Below are 15403 nucleotides of genomic sequence, written 5' to 3'. Positions count from 1 at the left end.
GGGCTGCGTAGCGGCCCCAAAAAAACGGGAGCGCTGCGCACTCCAACGCGGGGCAAGCCCGCTCGCCACAAAAAAGCCAACCAGGCCCAGGCTAACGCCCTGCCACAAACAACTGGACCTTGCGCACCAGTTGATCCAAATGCCGATCCCGCTGTTTCTCGGCATCCACCATTGCCCGCTTGCCGTGTTTTTGCAGCAGGTAGGTATGGATCTGCCGCACTTCCAGGGAGCCGTAGATCGGCGCCACGTCCAGCACGCCCATCAAGCCATCGGTGCCGTAGTCACGGGTGTTCATCAGCACCTGGGTGCCGCGCGCGCCGCGCACCTGAAAGCCCATGGCCTCAAACGCCGGGACCTTCTCCACAGCACACGCCAACTCGGCATGGGGATAGCGCGCCAGCACGTCCGCCACCATCCCACGCGCCACACCTTGGCGCCTGAAGCCAGCCTGCACCGCCATAAAGGCGATGCCACAGGCTTCAGGATCGTCTTTCACCGGCAGATACAGGCAAAAGCCAATCACCTGTTCCTCAATAGTCGCCACGATCAACTCAACGGCAATCCCCTTCGACCCGTCCAATGCCTCCAGGTACAGGTGCACCTCAAAGCCGATGGCGTATTGGTAGATGTTGTAAAGCAAGTTGCTCGGCGGCAGCGCGACGCTGCTGATGTCGGTGAGGTTATCCACCACCATCTGCAGGATCTGCGCATTGATGGGCTCGGGGCACGGTGTGGTGTAGCGGGTAAGGCTGAACATGCAGATTCCTGGGGTTTCGCGTCAAGGCAGTGGCGATTGTACCTGTTGCAGGCCGTTCATTGCCCGCACACCTCACGCACACACCCGCGTAACCAGCGGTGGGCCAGGTCGGCATCCAGCCGCGGATGCCAGAGCATCGCCACGGTGAAGGGCGCCAGTGCCAGCGGCAACGCAAAACTGTGCAGGCCTTCGCGCTGATGGGCGGTGTAGCGTTCGGGCACGCTGGCAATCAGGTCGGTGTCGCGGGCCAGGGCGATGGCCGTGGCGAACCCGGCGACGATGGTGCTGATCTGCCGGGTGAGGCCCAACGCTTGCAAGGCATCGTCGACCTGGCCGCGCGCCTGTCCACGACGGGACACATAGACATGCCGACCTTCGGCGAAACGCTGGGCGTTGACCTCGCCCTGGCTGAGCGGATGGCCGCTGCGCACCACACCCACCAGGCGGTCGCGGAACAGCGCCTGGGTCAGCACTTCGGGGCTGGCGGTGGGATCGACCACGCCGGTTTCCAGGTCGACGCTGCCCTCGCGCAGCAGCGTGCTGTCCTTGTCGGTCTTGCTGACGAAACGCAGGCGTACACCGGGTGCTTCCTGTGCGATGCGCGCCAGCAACGCGGGACCGAAGTTTTCGACGAACTCTTCGCTGGTGCGCAAGGTGAAGGTGCGCTCCACCTGGGCCAGGTCCAGGGATTGTGCCGGGCGCAACACCGCGTGGGCGTCTTGCACCAGGCGGCTGACCTGTTCACGCAACGCCAGCGCGCGGGGCGTCGGCACCAGCCCGCGTCCCGCGCGCACCAACAGCGGGTCGCCGGTGGTTTCGCGCAGGCGCGCCAGCGCACGGCTCATGGCCGAAGGGCTCAACTGCAAGCGCTTGGCCGCTCGGGCGACACTGCCTTCGGCCAGCAAGACATCCAGGGTGATCAGCAAATTGAGATCGGGCATCGGCGCTCCTCATCAGGCGTTTGATGCAGGTATTAACTGCAAACCCTGCGTCTTCCGCCATGTTAGGCGACGTCGTAGATTTGTGACAGTTGCGTCCACCCAAGGAATCTCCCATGCACACCTCTTCACGCGGCGGCCTTGCCAGCCTGTCGCTGTCCATGTTGCTCGCCTCCCTCGGCACCAGCATCGCGAATGTCGGCCTGCCCAACCTGGCGCAGGGCTTCGATGTGTCGTTCCACGCCGTGCAATGGGTGGTGCTCGCTTATCTGGTGGCGATCACAGCGGTGATTGTCATGGCAGGCCGATTAGGCGATCGCCTGGGCCGTCGCCGGCTGCTGCTCGGCGGGCTGCTGTTGTTTGCGCTGGGCAGTGGGCTGTGTGCGGGTGCGCCCTCGCTGGGCTGGCTGATTGCTGCCCGCCTTCTGCAGGGCCTGGGTGCGGCGAGCATGATGGCAATGGCGCTGGGGATGGTCGGCGACACGGTGACCAAGGAACGCACCGGCCGGGTGATGGGCCTGCTGGGCACGATGTCAGCCGTCGGCACCGCCATGGGCCCCGCCGCTGGCGGGTTATTGCTCAGTGTGTGGGGCTGGCGCGCGCTGTTTCTGGTGGGCATGCCCTTGGGGTTACTCACGGCCTGCCTCGCGTGGCGCTACTTGCCGGTTGATCAACGCCGGGCAGGCGCACCTTTTAGTGTCTGGTCACCGTTGAAGGAAGCTCCCTTGCGCACGAGTCTCGCGATGAGTGCCTTGGTGGCGGCGGTGATCATGGCGACCTTTGTGGTCGGCCCGTTCTACCTGTCCCAGGGACTGGGGCTTGACCCGCAATGGATGGGCCTGGCCATGGCCGTTGGGCCCTGTGTCGCGGCGCTCGGCGGTGTACCGGCGGGTCGCCTCACCGACCGCCACGGCTGGCGACCGATGACGTTTGCCGGGCTGGGCCTGCTGTTTTGCGCCGCCATGCTGTTGTCGTTGGCCTCGGGATTGATCGCCTACCTGGCGGGGCTGGTGATTCTGACGGCGGGCTATAGCTTGTTCCAGGCCGCCAACAACACGGCGGTGATGTGCGATGTAGACAGTGCGCGCCGAGGCACGGTCGCAGGCTTGCTCAACCTGTCACGCAATATAGGGCTGATCTTCGGTACCTCGGCCCTGGGGGCGGTGTTCGCCTGGGCAACCCCGGATGTCACCCACGCCACCGCGCAATCCGTGGCGGGCGGCCTGCATGCCACGTTCGCCGTAGCCGTCGGTCTGATCCTGCTGGCCATCGCGATGGCAACGGGCCGCATCCGCGCCGTGAATGCCCCGCAGAATACCCGTTGAGGCAAAAAAACAAAAAAGGCGTTGCGCCAGACGGGGTTACATCGCGCATCATGGGCACTTTCAAGCTCAAGGGTAACGTCCATGCGCGTTCTGTCATTGATGATGGGTCTCACGACGCTGGCCGCCAGTACGGTGTTCTGCGCCAGCGCGATGGCGAATGAAGAAAGTCAACTGGTGCAACAGATCAACCAATACCGCAGCCAGGTGCAACGCTGCGGCGACCAGGGCTCCCAGGAACTGCCACCCCTGGCCAGCGACACACGGCTGGTGCTGCCTGCCAATAACGTCGGCGACCTGCAGCAGGCGCTGGCCCGGGCGGCGTATCCGATGGTCAACGTCCAGGCCATCAGCCTGTCCGGCCCCAAGGACGCCCAGGCCGCCATGAAAGCCGTGCGCGAGAGTTTCTGCCGGGTGGTGCTGGACCCGCAATTCGTCGACATCGGCGTGAGCAACAGCGGCCAGGACTGGCGCATCGTGCTGGCCCGCCCGTTGCTGTCCAGCGGCCTGGGCGACTGGCAAACCGAAGGCCGCAAACTGCTGGACCTGATCAATACCGCGCGCGCGCAACCGCGCCAATGCGGTACCCAGGACTTTACCGCGACCACACCGTTGTCGTGGAACGACGAGCTGGCCGGTGCCGCCAACAGCCACACGCGCAACATGGCCAACGGCAATTTCTTCGACCATCTGGACCACGACGGCCGCACCCCTGGCGACCGCGCCGAACTGGCGGGATACATCGCGAAGAACATCGGCGAAAACATCGCCGCCGGCCTGGACACCCCGCGCAAGGTGGTCGACGGCTGGCTCGCCAGCCCCGGCCATTGCGCCAACCTGATGAACCCGCAGTTTCGCGAATTGGGCGCGGCGTATGCCATGGACCCGAAGAGCGATGCGGGCATTTACTGGACCGGTTTATTCGGCGCGCAATAAGGTTGGGCAATCGCCCAACCCAGCCGAGCTTCAGCTGATCAAACGAATGAAGCATCAAATTGCCATCTAACCGATAATTGCGCTGAACTGGCAGCGTTGAAGCGGGTCTGTAGCTGTGCGCCGCATCCTCAACGGCGCGCCGAAGACTCTGAAAAACAAGGTGTTCCCCCAATGATGAATTGGCTGCAAAGCAGCGGCGACATGGCTGAACGGGTGCGCCTGCATGATTGGGCCAATACACCGCTCGGCCCACTGGAGCAGTGGCCAGACGTTTTGAAGACCACGGTCGCGCTGTGTTTTGCGTCGAGCTTTCCCCAGGCGATTGTCTGGGGCCCGCAGTTGATCACGCTCTACAACGACGCGTTTATCCCCATTCTGGGCAGCAAACCCGATGCGCTGGGACGCCCATTCAGCGAAGTGTGGGCCGAGGTGTGGGATGACGTCAGCCCTATCGCCGATGCCGCCTTCAAGGGCCACGCCACCTATATCGAAAACTTCCCCTTGGTGATCGAGCGCGGCCCGAGCCGGGAGCAGGCCTACTTCACCTTCTGCTACAGCCCGATTCGCGACCCCGAAGGCAATGTGGTCGGGATGCTCGACACCGTCACCGAGACCACCGCCACGGTGTTCCTGGCGCGCCGCATGGCGGTACTGGACGCCATCGCCAACGCGGTGGTCAATGCCGCCGATGCCGAGGCCATCATGACCAGCACCACCCGGCTGCTGGCCGAGCACCTGCAAGTGAGCAATTGCGCCTACGCGGACATGGACGCCGATGAAGACGGCTTTACCATTCGTGACAACTGGACCGCGCCCGGCTCGCCCAGCATCATCGGCCGCTACAGCCTGGCGGCGTTCGGCGAGAAGGCGGTCAAATGCCTGCACAACGGCGAGCCCCTGGTGATCCAGGACAACCTGCGCGAGTTGCCGCCCGAAGAGTCCGCCAGCTTCCAGGCCCTGGGAGTGACCGCGACGATCTGCATGCCGCTGATCAAGAACGGGCGCCTGACCGCGCTGATGGCCATACACGACAAAAAACCACGCCCCTGGTCCCCTTACGACCTGGCCTTGCTGCGCGAAGTCACCGAGCGCTCCTGGGCCCATATCGAGCGCGTGCGCGCCGATGCCGAGGTGCGCCAAGGCCTGGCGGCCTACGCCGAACTGAATACCACCCTGGAACAACGCGTCGAAGAACGCACCCTGGCGCTGGCCCAGGCCGAAGCCGCGCTGCGCCAGTCGCAGAAACTCGAAGCCATCGGCCAATTGACCGGCGGCGTGGCCCACGACTTCAACAACCTGCTGACGATCATTCGTTCGTCGGTGGACTTTTTGCGCCAGCCCGACCTGTCGGAGCAGCGCCGCCAGCGCTACATGGGCGCGGTGGCGGATACCGTAGAGCGGGCCAGCAAGCTGACCAGCCAATTGCTCGCCTTTGCCCGTCGCCAACCGCTGAACCCCGAAGTCTTCGACGTCGGTCAGCGGGTACAGAACATTGGCGAGATGCTGGAAAGCGTGACCGGCGCGCGCATTCATGTGCGCGTTGAGATGCCGTCGAAGCCCTGTTTCGCGCGTATCGATGCCAGCCAATTTGAAACCGCCTTGATCAACATCGCCCTCAATGCACGGGACGCGATGGACGGCCAAGGCACCCTCACCCTGCGGGTGGCCGGCGATCAACCGTTGCCACACATTCGCGGCGACGCGGGGTCAGGTCACGGGTACATCGCCATCGCGCTCGCCGACACCGGCCCCGGTATTCCCGAGGACACCGTCGAGCGGATTTTCGAACCGTTCTTCACCACCAAGGCAGTGGGTAAAGGCACTGGCCTGGGCCTGTCGCAAGTCTTCGGGTTCGCCAAGCAGTCGGGGGGCAATATCGATGTGGCCAGCACGCCCGGCCAAGGCAGCGTGTTCACCTTGTACCTGCCCCAGGTCGAAGCGAAGGCGGCGCTGCCAAACAGTCCCCAGGAAAGGCTGGCCGCGTCCCACGACACCGCGCAGTGCCGGGTGCTGATTGTGGAGGACAACCTGGAGGTTGGACGGTTTGCCAGCCAGATTCTTCAAGACCTGGGCTACCAGGCCACTTGGGTGACCGATGCCGAACAAGCCTTGACCTTGGCGGGACCGGATGCGAGGGCCTTCGATGTGATTTTCTCGGACGTGGTCATGCCCGGTATCACCGGCGTCGCCATGGCCAAGCAACTGCGCCAGCGCCGGGCGGACCTGCCGGTGGTACTGACCTCGGGCTACAGCGAAGAGCTGGCAGACAACGGCTATGACGGTTTCGAGTTCCTGCCCAAGCCTTACTCGGCCGAGCAGGTTTCGCGGGTATTGATCAAGGCCATGCGCAAGGATTGAGCCGCGCCCTACTCCGCCACCGCCACCTGGTTGCGTCCTAACGCCTTGGCCCGGTACAGCGCTTTGTCGGCGGTATTCATAAGGCCGTGCAGGTCCTCATCCACGGCATCGGTGAACGCCACCCCAAGGCTGGCTGAAAGCCCTTTGACCGGCTCGGCCACCAGGCCGGATATCGACTTGACCAGTTGCTCGGCAATGTCCCGTGCAGCTTCCAATGACGTATTGGGCAACAACACTGCAAACTCTTCGCCGCCCAAACGGCCGTACACGTCGGCCTTACGGAACGACGCACTGATCACCCCGCCAATCTGGCGCAAGACCTGGTCGCCGGCCTGGTGGCCGTAGGTGTCGTTGATCTGCTTGAAGTGGTCCATGTCCATCATCAGCACGCACAGCGGCTGCTGCTTGTGACGGCATTGCGCGTACAGCACCTGAGCATGTTCGAAAAACGCCCGACGGTTCATCAGGCCGGTCAGCTCATCGGTCTGTGCGGCACGGGTCGAAAGGTTATGGGCGCGTTCCATTTGCCGGGTCAGGCGAAAGGCTTTTTCCAGAGCATCGGACAACTTGCGCGTGGCGCTGACCACAAACGTGGAAAACACCAGCACCGCAATCGCGACGCCGACTTGCATGGGTGACGGCTGAAACAGCAGCCATAGGGTGCAAGGCAACAACACCAGGCCCATGGACACCAGGGTCATGTAGCGATAGGCCGAATAACACGACACGGCGCTGACCGACATGCCCACGGTAAACAGCATCACCAACACCTGGGACAGTCGATCATCGGTGGGCATCAGCGCCAATGCCCCAGCCCCCCAGATGCCGGCGGAGAGTGCCAGGGTCAACCAGTAGCGGCGCTCCCAGCGGTCTGGCGTGCGTTCGCTGTTGGGACAGCGGAACCAGTCCAGGAACATCTTGATCCGCAGCAGCGACGAGGCGCCCAGCAGCGCCAGCCATACCAGCATGAACGTGTGGTCGAAGCGTTCCCAGCACAACCAGCAAAGCATCGCTGCCGCCATATAACTGCCGAAAATGGCCGCAAATGACTGGCGAAACAACTGGTGCAAGCGGTCTGTTCGCACCTGCTCCTCTATAAAGCAATCCTGGTCCTGCCCACGCCCAAGGCCATTCATGAAGTTCGCCCGATTCGACTGCCATGACAAAGGCGCCATTGTGGCACCCTGCCAGCAGCGTGGACAACTGAATCCAGCACGGTAGAGCCTTTAACTGGTTTCGGGCCGCAAAATCAGGACCCCCAGCGGCGGCAAATTCAGCGACAGTGATACGGGCTGTCCATGGCGCGGTTCATCCTGGGTAAATACCGCACCGCCGTTACCGAAATTGGAGCCGGCATAGGTATCGGCATCACTGTTGATCACCTCGCTCCAACGCCCGGCGAACGGTACGCCAACCTTATAGGCCTCACGCGGCACCGGGGTGAAGTTGGCCACCACCAACACCGGCCTGCCGTCCTTGCTCCAGCGCAGCCAGGCATAGACGCTGTTGATCGCGTCATCGCCAATCAGCCATTGGAAGCCCTGGGGCGCGTCATCCTGCTCGTGAAGGGCCGGTTCCTCGCGGTACAGGCGGTTCAAGTCACCGACCAGCTTTTGCACGCCTTTGTGTTCGGCGTACTGCAGCAAGTACCAGTCCAGTTGCTGGTCATGGTTCCACTCGCGCCACTGGCCGAATTCGCAGCCCATGAACAGCAGTTTCTTGCCCGGATGCATCCACATGAACGCCAGGTAGGCGCGCAGGTTGGCGAACTTCTGCCAGCGGTCGCCGGGCATCTTGTCGATCAGCGAGTGTTTGCCGTGCACCACTTCATCGTGGGAAATCGGCAGGATGAAACGCTCGGACCACGCATACACCAGGCCGAAGCTCAGCTCGTTATGGTGATGGGCGCGGTACACCGGATCCTGCTGGATGTAATGCAGCGAATCGTGCATCCAGCCCATGTTCCATTTGTAGTTGAAGCCCAGGCCGCCCTGTTGGGTGGGCTGGCTGACGCCGGGCCAGGCGGTGGACTCTTCGGCGATCACCAGCGCGCCTGGGGCTTCCAGCGCCACCACGTCGTTCAAGTGGCGCAGGAAGTCGATGGCTTCCAGGTTCTCGCGCCCGCCATGGCGGTTGGGCACCCATTCGCCGGCCTTGCGCGAATAGTCGCGGTACAGCATCGACGCCACGGCATCCACGCGCAGCCCATCGATATGGAAGTGTTTGAGCCAATGCAACGCCGAGGCCAGCATGAAGCCGTGGACCTCAGTACGCCCCAGGTTGTAGATCAGCGTGTCCCAGTCCTGATGGAAGCCTTCCAGCGGGTTGGCATATTCGTACAGCGCGGTGCCGTCGAATTGCGCCAGGCCGTGGGTATCGGTGGGGAAATGCGCCGGCACCCAGTCGAGGATCACACCGATATCGGCGCGATGCAGTGCGTTAATGAAATAGGCGAAATCTTCCGGCGAACCAAAACGCGCCGTCGGGGCGAACTGTGACAGCGCCTGGTAACCCCACGAACCGCCGAACGGATGTTCCATGATCGGCATCAGCTCAACGTGCGTGAAGCCCAATTGCTGCACATACGGCACCAACCGCTCCGCCAGCTCGCGCCAGTTGTACTGGCGCGCCACTTCGCCGGCCTCGTCCAACTCGCACTGCCAAGAGCCCACGTGCAGCTCGTAGATCGACAGCGGTGCGGTGGTCTTCTGCCGCTCGACCCGCGATTGCATCCACTCGTGGTCCTGCCAGTCCACCTGCAACGGCGCGGCGACCTTCGAGGCGGTGTCGGGCGGCAACTGGGTCGCCAGCGCCATCGGGTCGGCCTTGAGCGGCAGAATGCCGTTGGCGCCAAGGATTTCGTACTTGTAGGCGGCGCCAGGTTGCAGGCGCGGAATGAAGATTTCCCACACGCCCGACGGGTGCCGCAGGCGCATCGGGTGGCGGCGACCGTCCCAGATATTGAAGTCCCCCACCACCGAGACCCGCCGCGCATTCGGTGCCCACACGGCAAAACGCACGCCGTCTACGCCATCGACGCTGGTCACCTGGGCGCCCAGGCAACTGCTGAGGTCACGGTGATTGCCTTCGGCAAACAGATACAGGTCCATCTCACCCAGCAACAATTGCTGGAAGCTGTAGGGGTCTTCGGTGATCTGCTCACCGCCGGCCCACTGGATTTTCAGCACGTACGCCTGGCGGGTATGGAACTGCCCGACGAACAAACCCGGCACTTGGGTCGCCTCCAGGCTGCCGATCTGCTCGCCGCCATCGCGGCTCAGCACCTGGACACTCAAGGCTTCCGGCAGGAACGCGCGGATAAATTGCCCGCCCTGCTCGTCATCGTGTGGCCCGAGAATGGAAAACGGGTCGTGGTGCTCGGCGCGCACCAGCGCTTCGACGTCCTTGGACGCCGGCATGGCTGTCAACTTCGGTTGCAGCGGTTCTTTATTCGTAAAGCTCATGACGTCTCCCCACCGCGTGCAGTGTTCGATTTAGATGTAATCCCGCTCAACAACCCGTGCAAGCCCTGTAGAGGCACCGGCAACCAGGTCGGACGGTTTTCCGCTTCGTACGCCACTTCATACGCGGCCTTCTCCAGGCTGAACAACGTCAGCGCGGCGTCCTGGCCCTTGGCATCCTGCCAGTCATGCGCCAGTGTAGACGCAGCGGCCTGATAAGCCTGGATAAATGCCTGGCGTGCTTCTTTCAGGTAGCGATCCGTCACGCGTCTGCGCGCCTGGTCCGCTTCGGGCGAGTGGTCCACCCCTTGTACATTCAAGGCCATCGCCGCCGCATAGTCGAAGGAGCGCAATACGCCGCTCACATCTTTATACGGGCTGTGCTTGCCGCGTCGTTCATGCAGGGGCCGCGCCGGTTCACCTTCAAAGTCGATCAGATAAGCATCGCCCTTCACCACCAGCACCTGACCCAGGTGCAAGTCACCGTGGACCCGAATGCGCAGTCCGCCCAACGTGGCCTTCGCCAGCGCCTGAACCTGCGCGCCGATGGCTTTTTTCTGGTCCAGCAATTCACTGACCAGTGTCTGATCGGCGGGGTTCAATTGGCTTTTGTGAAGCTTGAGCAATTGCAGCGCACGGTCGATCTGTGCCCCGACGTCCTTGGCCCAGGTCTGGGTGTCCTTGGCGGTGGTCAGCTCGGGCTTGAAGTCTTTGTTGGTGGTCTTGGCCCCCAGCACCCCGTGCATTTCACCCAGGCGCTGGCCGAGCAGACCGGCGAAGTCGGCCAGTTCGCCCAGTGCGTTGTAATGCTGTTCCTGTTCAGAGATGGCTTCGGCCAGTTCATCGCGAATGGCACGTTCCAGGTTGTTCTGGGTCCAGGCCCACGCGTCGCCCTGATTGCTCAAGTAACCCTGGGCAATCATCAGCAGGTTGTCCTGGCCTGCGGCATCGTGGCGAACCATCGAGCCCAACAGCGGCGAAATATTCGGGTAACCCGCTGCCGTCAGGTAGGCGCTCATCTCCAGCTCCGGGTGCACCCCGGCGCTGACTTTGCGGATCAGCTTGAGCACCAGGCTCTCGCCGACCACCACCGAGCTGTTGGACTGCTCGGCCGACAAGTAGCGCACCTGGGACTCGTCCGTCAGTTGCAGCGTGGCCAGGTGGGGCGTGGCCTCAAAGCGCAGATCGCCTTCGCTGGTATTCAATACCGTGCCGGCCTGCAGGCCCTGGATCACCGCGCGGATAAAGTGCTCCAGGCTGAAGGCATCCGTCACCAATCCCACCTGGCGCACGCGTCGGACGCGGGCCAGGGCTAACTGCTGCGGCAAGGCGCTGGTGAACTGGTCCTCACCGAGGAAGCCGAACGGCAGTTGATACCGGCTGACCTGGCCGGCGCTGGTCACGTCAATTTCACTGAGCAGCACAGGGTGCTCGGCGTCGCCGAACCGCACGCCATAGGCGATGCGCACGCTGTCGATCGCGGTGTCCTTGCCGGCGAACCAGCGGCGTTTCGGCAGCCAGGCCGGCAGCGAGGTCTGTTCCAGGGTAGTGCGGCACGGCTCGTCGAGCAGCTCTTCCATGCGTTTCTTCAAAACCAGGGTGGTGAAGTCAGGCATGCTTTGCGCCGGTTCCACATGCCAGCTGGGCATCTGGTTTTCCGCCGCCAGCACGAACCAATAGAAGCCGTAAGGCGCCAGGGTCAGCAGGAAATTCAGCTGGCCGATGGGTGGGAACGCATTGCCGCCAAGCATTTCGACCGGAACCATGCCGGCAAAGGCCGACAGGTCCAGTTCGGCCGCCTGGGCACTGCGCGAGACGTTGGCCACGCACAGGATGATTTCGGTACGCCCGTCTTCGCCGGTGAATTCGCGGGTATACGCCAGGATCCGACGGTTGCTCGGCGAGAGCATCTTCAGGCTGCCACGCCCAAACGCCTTGGACTGCTTGCGCACCGCGAGCATGCGTCGGGTCCAGTTCAGCAACGAGTGCGGGTCCTGGGCCTGGGTTTCGACGTTGACCGACAGGTAGCCGTATTGCGGGTCCATGATCGGCGGCAGCACCAGGCTGGCCGGGTCGGCGCGGGAGAAACCGCCATTGCGGTCGATGGACCATTGCATCGGCGTGCGTACCCCATCGCGGTCGCCGAGGTAAATGTTGTCGCCCATGCCGATTTCATCACCGTAATACAGGGTCGGCGTGCCAGGCATCGACAGCAGCAGGCTGTTGAGCAACTCCACACGGCGGCGGTCGCGCTCCATCAAGGGCGCCAGGCGCCGGCGAATGCCCAGGTTGATACGTGCGCGACGATCAGCGGCGTAGTAGTTCCACAGGTAGTCACGCTCTTTGTCGGTGACCATTTCCAGGGTCAGTTCATCGTGGTTGCGCAGGAAGATCGCCCACTGGCAATTGGCGGGAATCTCCGGGGTCTGGCGCAAAATATCGGTGATGGGGAAGCGATCTTCCTGGGCCAGCGCCATGTACATGCGCGGCATCAGCGGGAAGTGGAAGGCCATGTGGCATTCGTCGCCGTCATCGCCCTTGCGGTCACCGAAATACAGCTGCGTGTCTTCCGGCCACTGGTTGGCTTCGGCGAGCAGCATGCGATCGGGGTAGTGGGCGTCGATCTCGGCGCGGATCTGCTTGAGAACGTCGTGGGTTTCCGGCAGGTTTTCGTTGTTGGTGCCATCACGCTCGATCAGGTAGGGGATGGCGTCCAGGCGCAGGCCGTCGATGCCCATGTCCAGCCAGTAACGCATCACCGACAGCACCGCCTTCATCACCTGAGGGTTGTCGAAGTTGAGGTCCGGCTGGTGGGAATAGAAGCGGTGCCAGAAGTACTGGCCGGCGACCGGGTCCCAGGTCCAGTTGGACTTTTCGGTGTCGAGGAAAATGATGCGGGTGCCGTCGTATTTCTGGTCGTCATCGGACCACACGTAGAAGTCCCGCGCCGCCGAGCCCGGCTTGGCCTTGCGCGCGCGCTGGAACCAGGGGTGCTGGTCGGAGGTGTGGTTGATCACCAGTTCCGTGATCACCCGCAGCCCGCGCTTGTGGGCCTCGGCGATAAAGCGCTTGGCATCGGCCATGGTCCCGTAGTCGCTGTGCACGCCACGGTATTCGGCGATGTCATAACCGTCATCACGGCGTGGCGAGGGGTAGAACGGCAGCAGCCAGATGGTGTTCACACCCAGGTCGGCGATGTAGTCGAGCTTGGCGATCAGGCCGGGAAAGTCACCGATACCGTCATTGTTGGAGTCGAAATAGGATTTGACGTGAACCTGGTAGATCACCGCGTCCTTGTACCAGAGCGGGTCTTTGATAAAGGTGGCAGCCTTGGGTTTCTTCGCCATTGGAAACTCCTGAAATACTCGAAAAATCTTGCAGACTGAACCGGGTCAATGTGGGAGGGGCTTGCCCCCTCCCACAGTTGATCTGCGCAAGACTTAGGAAACAGTGATGCGCCAGATCCCGAACGGCATGTGCGGCTCAAGCCGCATCCACTGGGTCTTGCCGTACCAGGTCCAGCGATGACCGTTCATCAGGTCTTCGCCTTGGGTCTGGGCATCGTCCGGCAGGCCCAATTCCCATAGCGGCAGCTCAAAGTGGGCTTCCTGGGCATTGAACGGGTCGAGGTTGACCGCCACCAGGATGAAGTTGCTGCCATCCTCGCTGCGCTTGCCGAAGTACAGGATGTTGTCGTTCCAGGCGTTGTAGAGCTTCAGGCCCAGGTGGGTCTGCAATGCCGGGTTTTGGCGGCGGATGCGATTGAGCTGGGCGATCTCGGCGATGATATTGCCGGGGGCGGTGAAATCCCTTGGGCGGATCTCGTATTTCTCCGAGTCCAGGTATTCCTCTTTGCCCGGCACGGGTGCCGCTTCACACAGCTCAAAGCCCGAATACATGCCCCACAGGCCTGAGCCCATGGTGGCGAGCGCCGCGCGGATGAGGAAACCCGGACGTCCTGATTGGTGCAGGAAGCCTGGGTTGATGTCCGGCGTATTGACGAAAAAGTTCGGCCGGTAGCATTCGCGCCACGGCGACTCGTTCAATTGCGTCAGGTACTCGGCCAGCTCGGCCTTGGTATTGCGCCAGGTGAAATAGGTGTAGCTCTGGGAGTAACCAACCTTGCCCAGGCGCGCCATCATCGCCGGGGTGGTGAACGCTTCGGCGAGGAAGATCACCTCGGGGTACTTGGCTCGCACATCGCTGATCAGCCATTGCCAAAAGGGCAGCGGCTTGGTGTGGGGGTTGTCGACCCGAAAGGTCTTCACGCCCTCTTCCACCCAGCCCACCACGACGTCGCGCAGTTCGGTCCACAGGCCCGGGATCGCATCCGCCGCGTAGAAGTCGACGTTGACGATGTCCTGGTACTTCTTCGGCGGGTTCTCGGCGTATTTGATCGTGCCGTCCGGGCGCCAGTTGAACCAGCCCGGGTGCTGCTTGAGCCATGGGTGGTCCTGGGAACACTGGATGGCGAAATCCAGCGCGATTTCCAGGCCATGCTCGGCGGCGGCCTGGACCAGGCGACGGAAATCGTCACGGCTGCCCAATTGCGGGTGGATCGCCTCGTGGCCACCCTCCTCGCTGCCGATGGCATACGGGCTGCCCGGATCATCGGGGCCGGCGGTCAGGGAATTATTCTTGCCTTTACGGTGGCTGCGCCCGATCGGATGGATCGGCGGGAAGTACAGCACGTCGAAACCCATGTCATGAATCATCGGCAAACGCGCGTGCACGTCATTAAACGTACCGTGGCGTGCGGGATCGTCGGTGATCGAACGGGGAAACAGCTCGTACCAGCTGGCAAATTGCGCCGCTTCGCGTTCCACATCAATGGGGTACACGGCGCTGATGCTCAAGTAGGCGCGGTGGTCGGCCTGGGTCATCAGGTGTGCACTGTCTTCGTGCAAAAACAGCGCGACCTGCTCGGTTTCCAGCAGGCCGGAGAGTTCGTGGTGCAGCAGCATCAGGCGGTCGCGCAGTTCATTGTCGCTGCGCTCGGCGGCCTGCAACACCAGGCTGCGCCCTTCCTGCAACTCCAGGCTAACCGGCACACCGGCCTCATGTTTCTTGCGCAATTCGTAGCAGAAGCTGGCGAAGGTATCGATCCAGGCCTCGATGCAGTATTCGTGGGGGCCTTGGACGCTGACGGTAAAGGCGCCTTCCCAGCCATTGTTGCCCACGTCGTTCATGACCACGCTGTGCCAGCTTTCTTCATGCCGCGCACGCCAGCGGATCAGGACCGCGAGCTTGTCGTGGCCGTCGGCGAATACCTTACTGGTGACATTGACCCGCTGGCCAACCACAGCCTTGACGGCAAATTCGCCGCCGTCGATCACGGGTGAGGTGCTTTCTATCGCGATCCTGGGCAACAACAGCGCCTGGGACAGCGGCAATATGGAATCTTCTGGAGCCAGTGTTTCAGCAGTCATCGAGCATCTTCCCCTTACGCCCTGTGGACGCTCTTTGCTTGATCCGAATTCTGATACGGCAGCGCTCTCCCTGAGCAGGGCCGCTATAGGTCCGAGCTTGGGCCGAGGTTAAAAGTTCAGGTGGATGTACCGCCATTGGGCGGGGAATCAATTCGCATCGGCGGATGTCCACCGGTAGAGCAAAGCACAAAGGAGGCCACAC

9 protein-coding genes are annotated in these 15403 nt (G+C 62.6%); 3 read left to right on the top strand and 6 right to left on the bottom strand.

What is annotated here, in order from left to right; genetic code table 11:
* Positions 1–91 precede the first annotated feature (91 nt).
* Together J1G35_RS26165 and J1G35_RS26160 are read right to left on the bottom strand one after the other, a co-directional pair.
* The gene (locus J1G35_RS26165; protein ID WP_223016416.1) at positions 92–757 is read right to left on the bottom strand and encodes a GNAT family N-acetyltransferase; all 666 of its coding nucleotides are present in this window, start codon (positions 755–757) and stop codon (positions 92–94) included.
* A 56-nt stretch (positions 758–813) separates the two neighbouring features.
* Complete coding sequence (locus J1G35_RS26160; RefSeq protein WP_223016415.1) at positions 814–1698, bottom strand: LysR family transcriptional regulator; 885 nt, start codon at positions 1696–1698, stop codon at positions 814–816.
* Positions 1699–1811: 113 nt separating this feature from the next.
* Between J1G35_RS26160 and J1G35_RS26155 the strand changes: the two genes are divergently transcribed.
* The 3 genes from J1G35_RS26155 (at position 1812) to J1G35_RS26145 (ending at position 6311) form a co-directional block, all read left to right on the top strand.
* Positions 1812–3020, top strand: a complete 1209-nt coding sequence (locus J1G35_RS26155; protein ID WP_223016414.1) for an MFS transporter — start codon at positions 1812–1814, stop codon at positions 3018–3020.
* An 81-nt stretch (positions 3021–3101) separates the two neighbouring features.
* Positions 3102–3953 (top strand): CAP domain-containing protein, encoded by an 852-nt coding sequence (locus tag J1G35_RS26150; protein WP_223016413.1) that lies wholly within the window; start codon positions 3102–3104, stop codon positions 3951–3953.
* Between the two features lie 171 nt (positions 3954–4124).
* Positions 4125–6311 carry a GAF domain-containing protein gene (locus J1G35_RS26145; RefSeq protein ID WP_223016412.1) on the top strand — a complete coding sequence of 729 codons (2187 nt, stop codon included), beginning with the start codon at positions 4125–4127 and terminating at the stop codon, positions 6309–6311.
* Between the two features lie 8 nt (positions 6312–6319).
* Here J1G35_RS26145 and J1G35_RS26140 read toward each other — a convergent pair whose 3' ends face one another.
* The 4 genes from J1G35_RS26140 to J1G35_RS26125 form a co-directional block, all read right to left on the bottom strand.
* Entirely contained in the window at positions 6320–7486 is a 1167-nt protein-coding gene (locus J1G35_RS26140; protein ID WP_223016411.1) for a GGDEF domain-containing protein, read from the bottom strand.
* 51 nt (positions 7487–7537) lie between these two features.
* Positions 7538–9775 (bottom strand): 1,4-alpha-glucan branching protein GlgB, encoded by a 2238-nt coding sequence (gene glgB, locus J1G35_RS26135; RefSeq protein WP_053135276.1) that lies wholly within the window; start codon positions 9773–9775, stop codon positions 7538–7540.
* Positions 9772–13119 carry a maltose alpha-D-glucosyltransferase gene (gene treS, locus J1G35_RS26130; RefSeq protein ID WP_223016410.1) on the bottom strand — a complete coding sequence of 1116 codons (3348 nt, stop codon included), beginning with the start codon at positions 13117–13119 and terminating at the stop codon, positions 9772–9774. Before treS ends, glgB begins: the two co-directional genes overlap by 4 nt.
* 93 nt (positions 13120–13212) lie before the next feature.
* Complete coding sequence (locus tag J1G35_RS26125) at positions 13213–15201, bottom strand: alpha-1,4-glucan--maltose-1-phosphate maltosyltransferase (protein ID WP_223016409.1); 1989 nt, start codon at positions 15199–15201, stop codon at positions 13213–13215.
* Positions 15202–15403: the final 202 nt, after the last annotated feature.

The organism is Pseudomonas sp. SH10-3B (genome assembly GCF_019891415.1).
Taxonomy (GTDB): Bacteria; Pseudomonadota; Gammaproteobacteria; order Pseudomonadales; family Pseudomonadaceae; genus Aquipseudomonas.
The sequence above is the reverse complement of the archived record's forward strand: the minus strand, read 5'-3'. Positions and strand labels throughout refer to the sequence as shown.

Bases quoted from the DNA above. Each gene is read 5' to 3' on its own strand.
- J1G35_RS26165 (WP_223016416.1), bottom strand. From the start codon at position 757: ATGTTCAGCCTTACCCGCTACACCACACCGTGCCCCGAGCCCATCAAT.
- J1G35_RS26160 (WP_223016415.1), bottom strand. From the start codon at position 1,698: ATGCCCGATCTCAATTTGCTGATCACCCTGGATGTCTTGCTGGCCGAA.
- J1G35_RS26155 (WP_223016414.1), top strand. From the start codon at position 1,812: ATGCACACCTCTTCACGCGGCGGCCTTGCCAGCCTGTCGCTGTCCATG.
- J1G35_RS26150 (WP_223016413.1), top strand. From the start codon at position 3,102: ATGCGCGTTCTGTCATTGATGATGGGTCTCACGACGCTGGCCGCCAGT.
- J1G35_RS26145 (WP_223016412.1), top strand. From the start codon at position 4,125: ATGATGAATTGGCTGCAAAGCAGCGGCGACATGGCTGAACGGGTGCGC.
- J1G35_RS26140 (WP_223016411.1), bottom strand. From the start codon at position 7,486: ATGGCGCCTTTGTCATGGCAGTCGAATCGGGCGAACTTCATGAATGGC.
- glgB (WP_053135276.1), bottom strand. From the start codon at position 9,775: ATGAGCTTTACGAATAAAGAACCGCTGCAACCGAAGTTGACAGCCATG.
- treS (WP_223016410.1), bottom strand. From the start codon at position 13,119: ATGGCGAAGAAACCCAAGGCTGCCACCTTTATCAAAGACCCGCTCTGG.
- J1G35_RS26125 (WP_223016409.1), bottom strand. From the start codon at position 15,201: ATGACTGCTGAAACACTGGCTCCAGAAGATTCCATATTGCCGCTGTCC.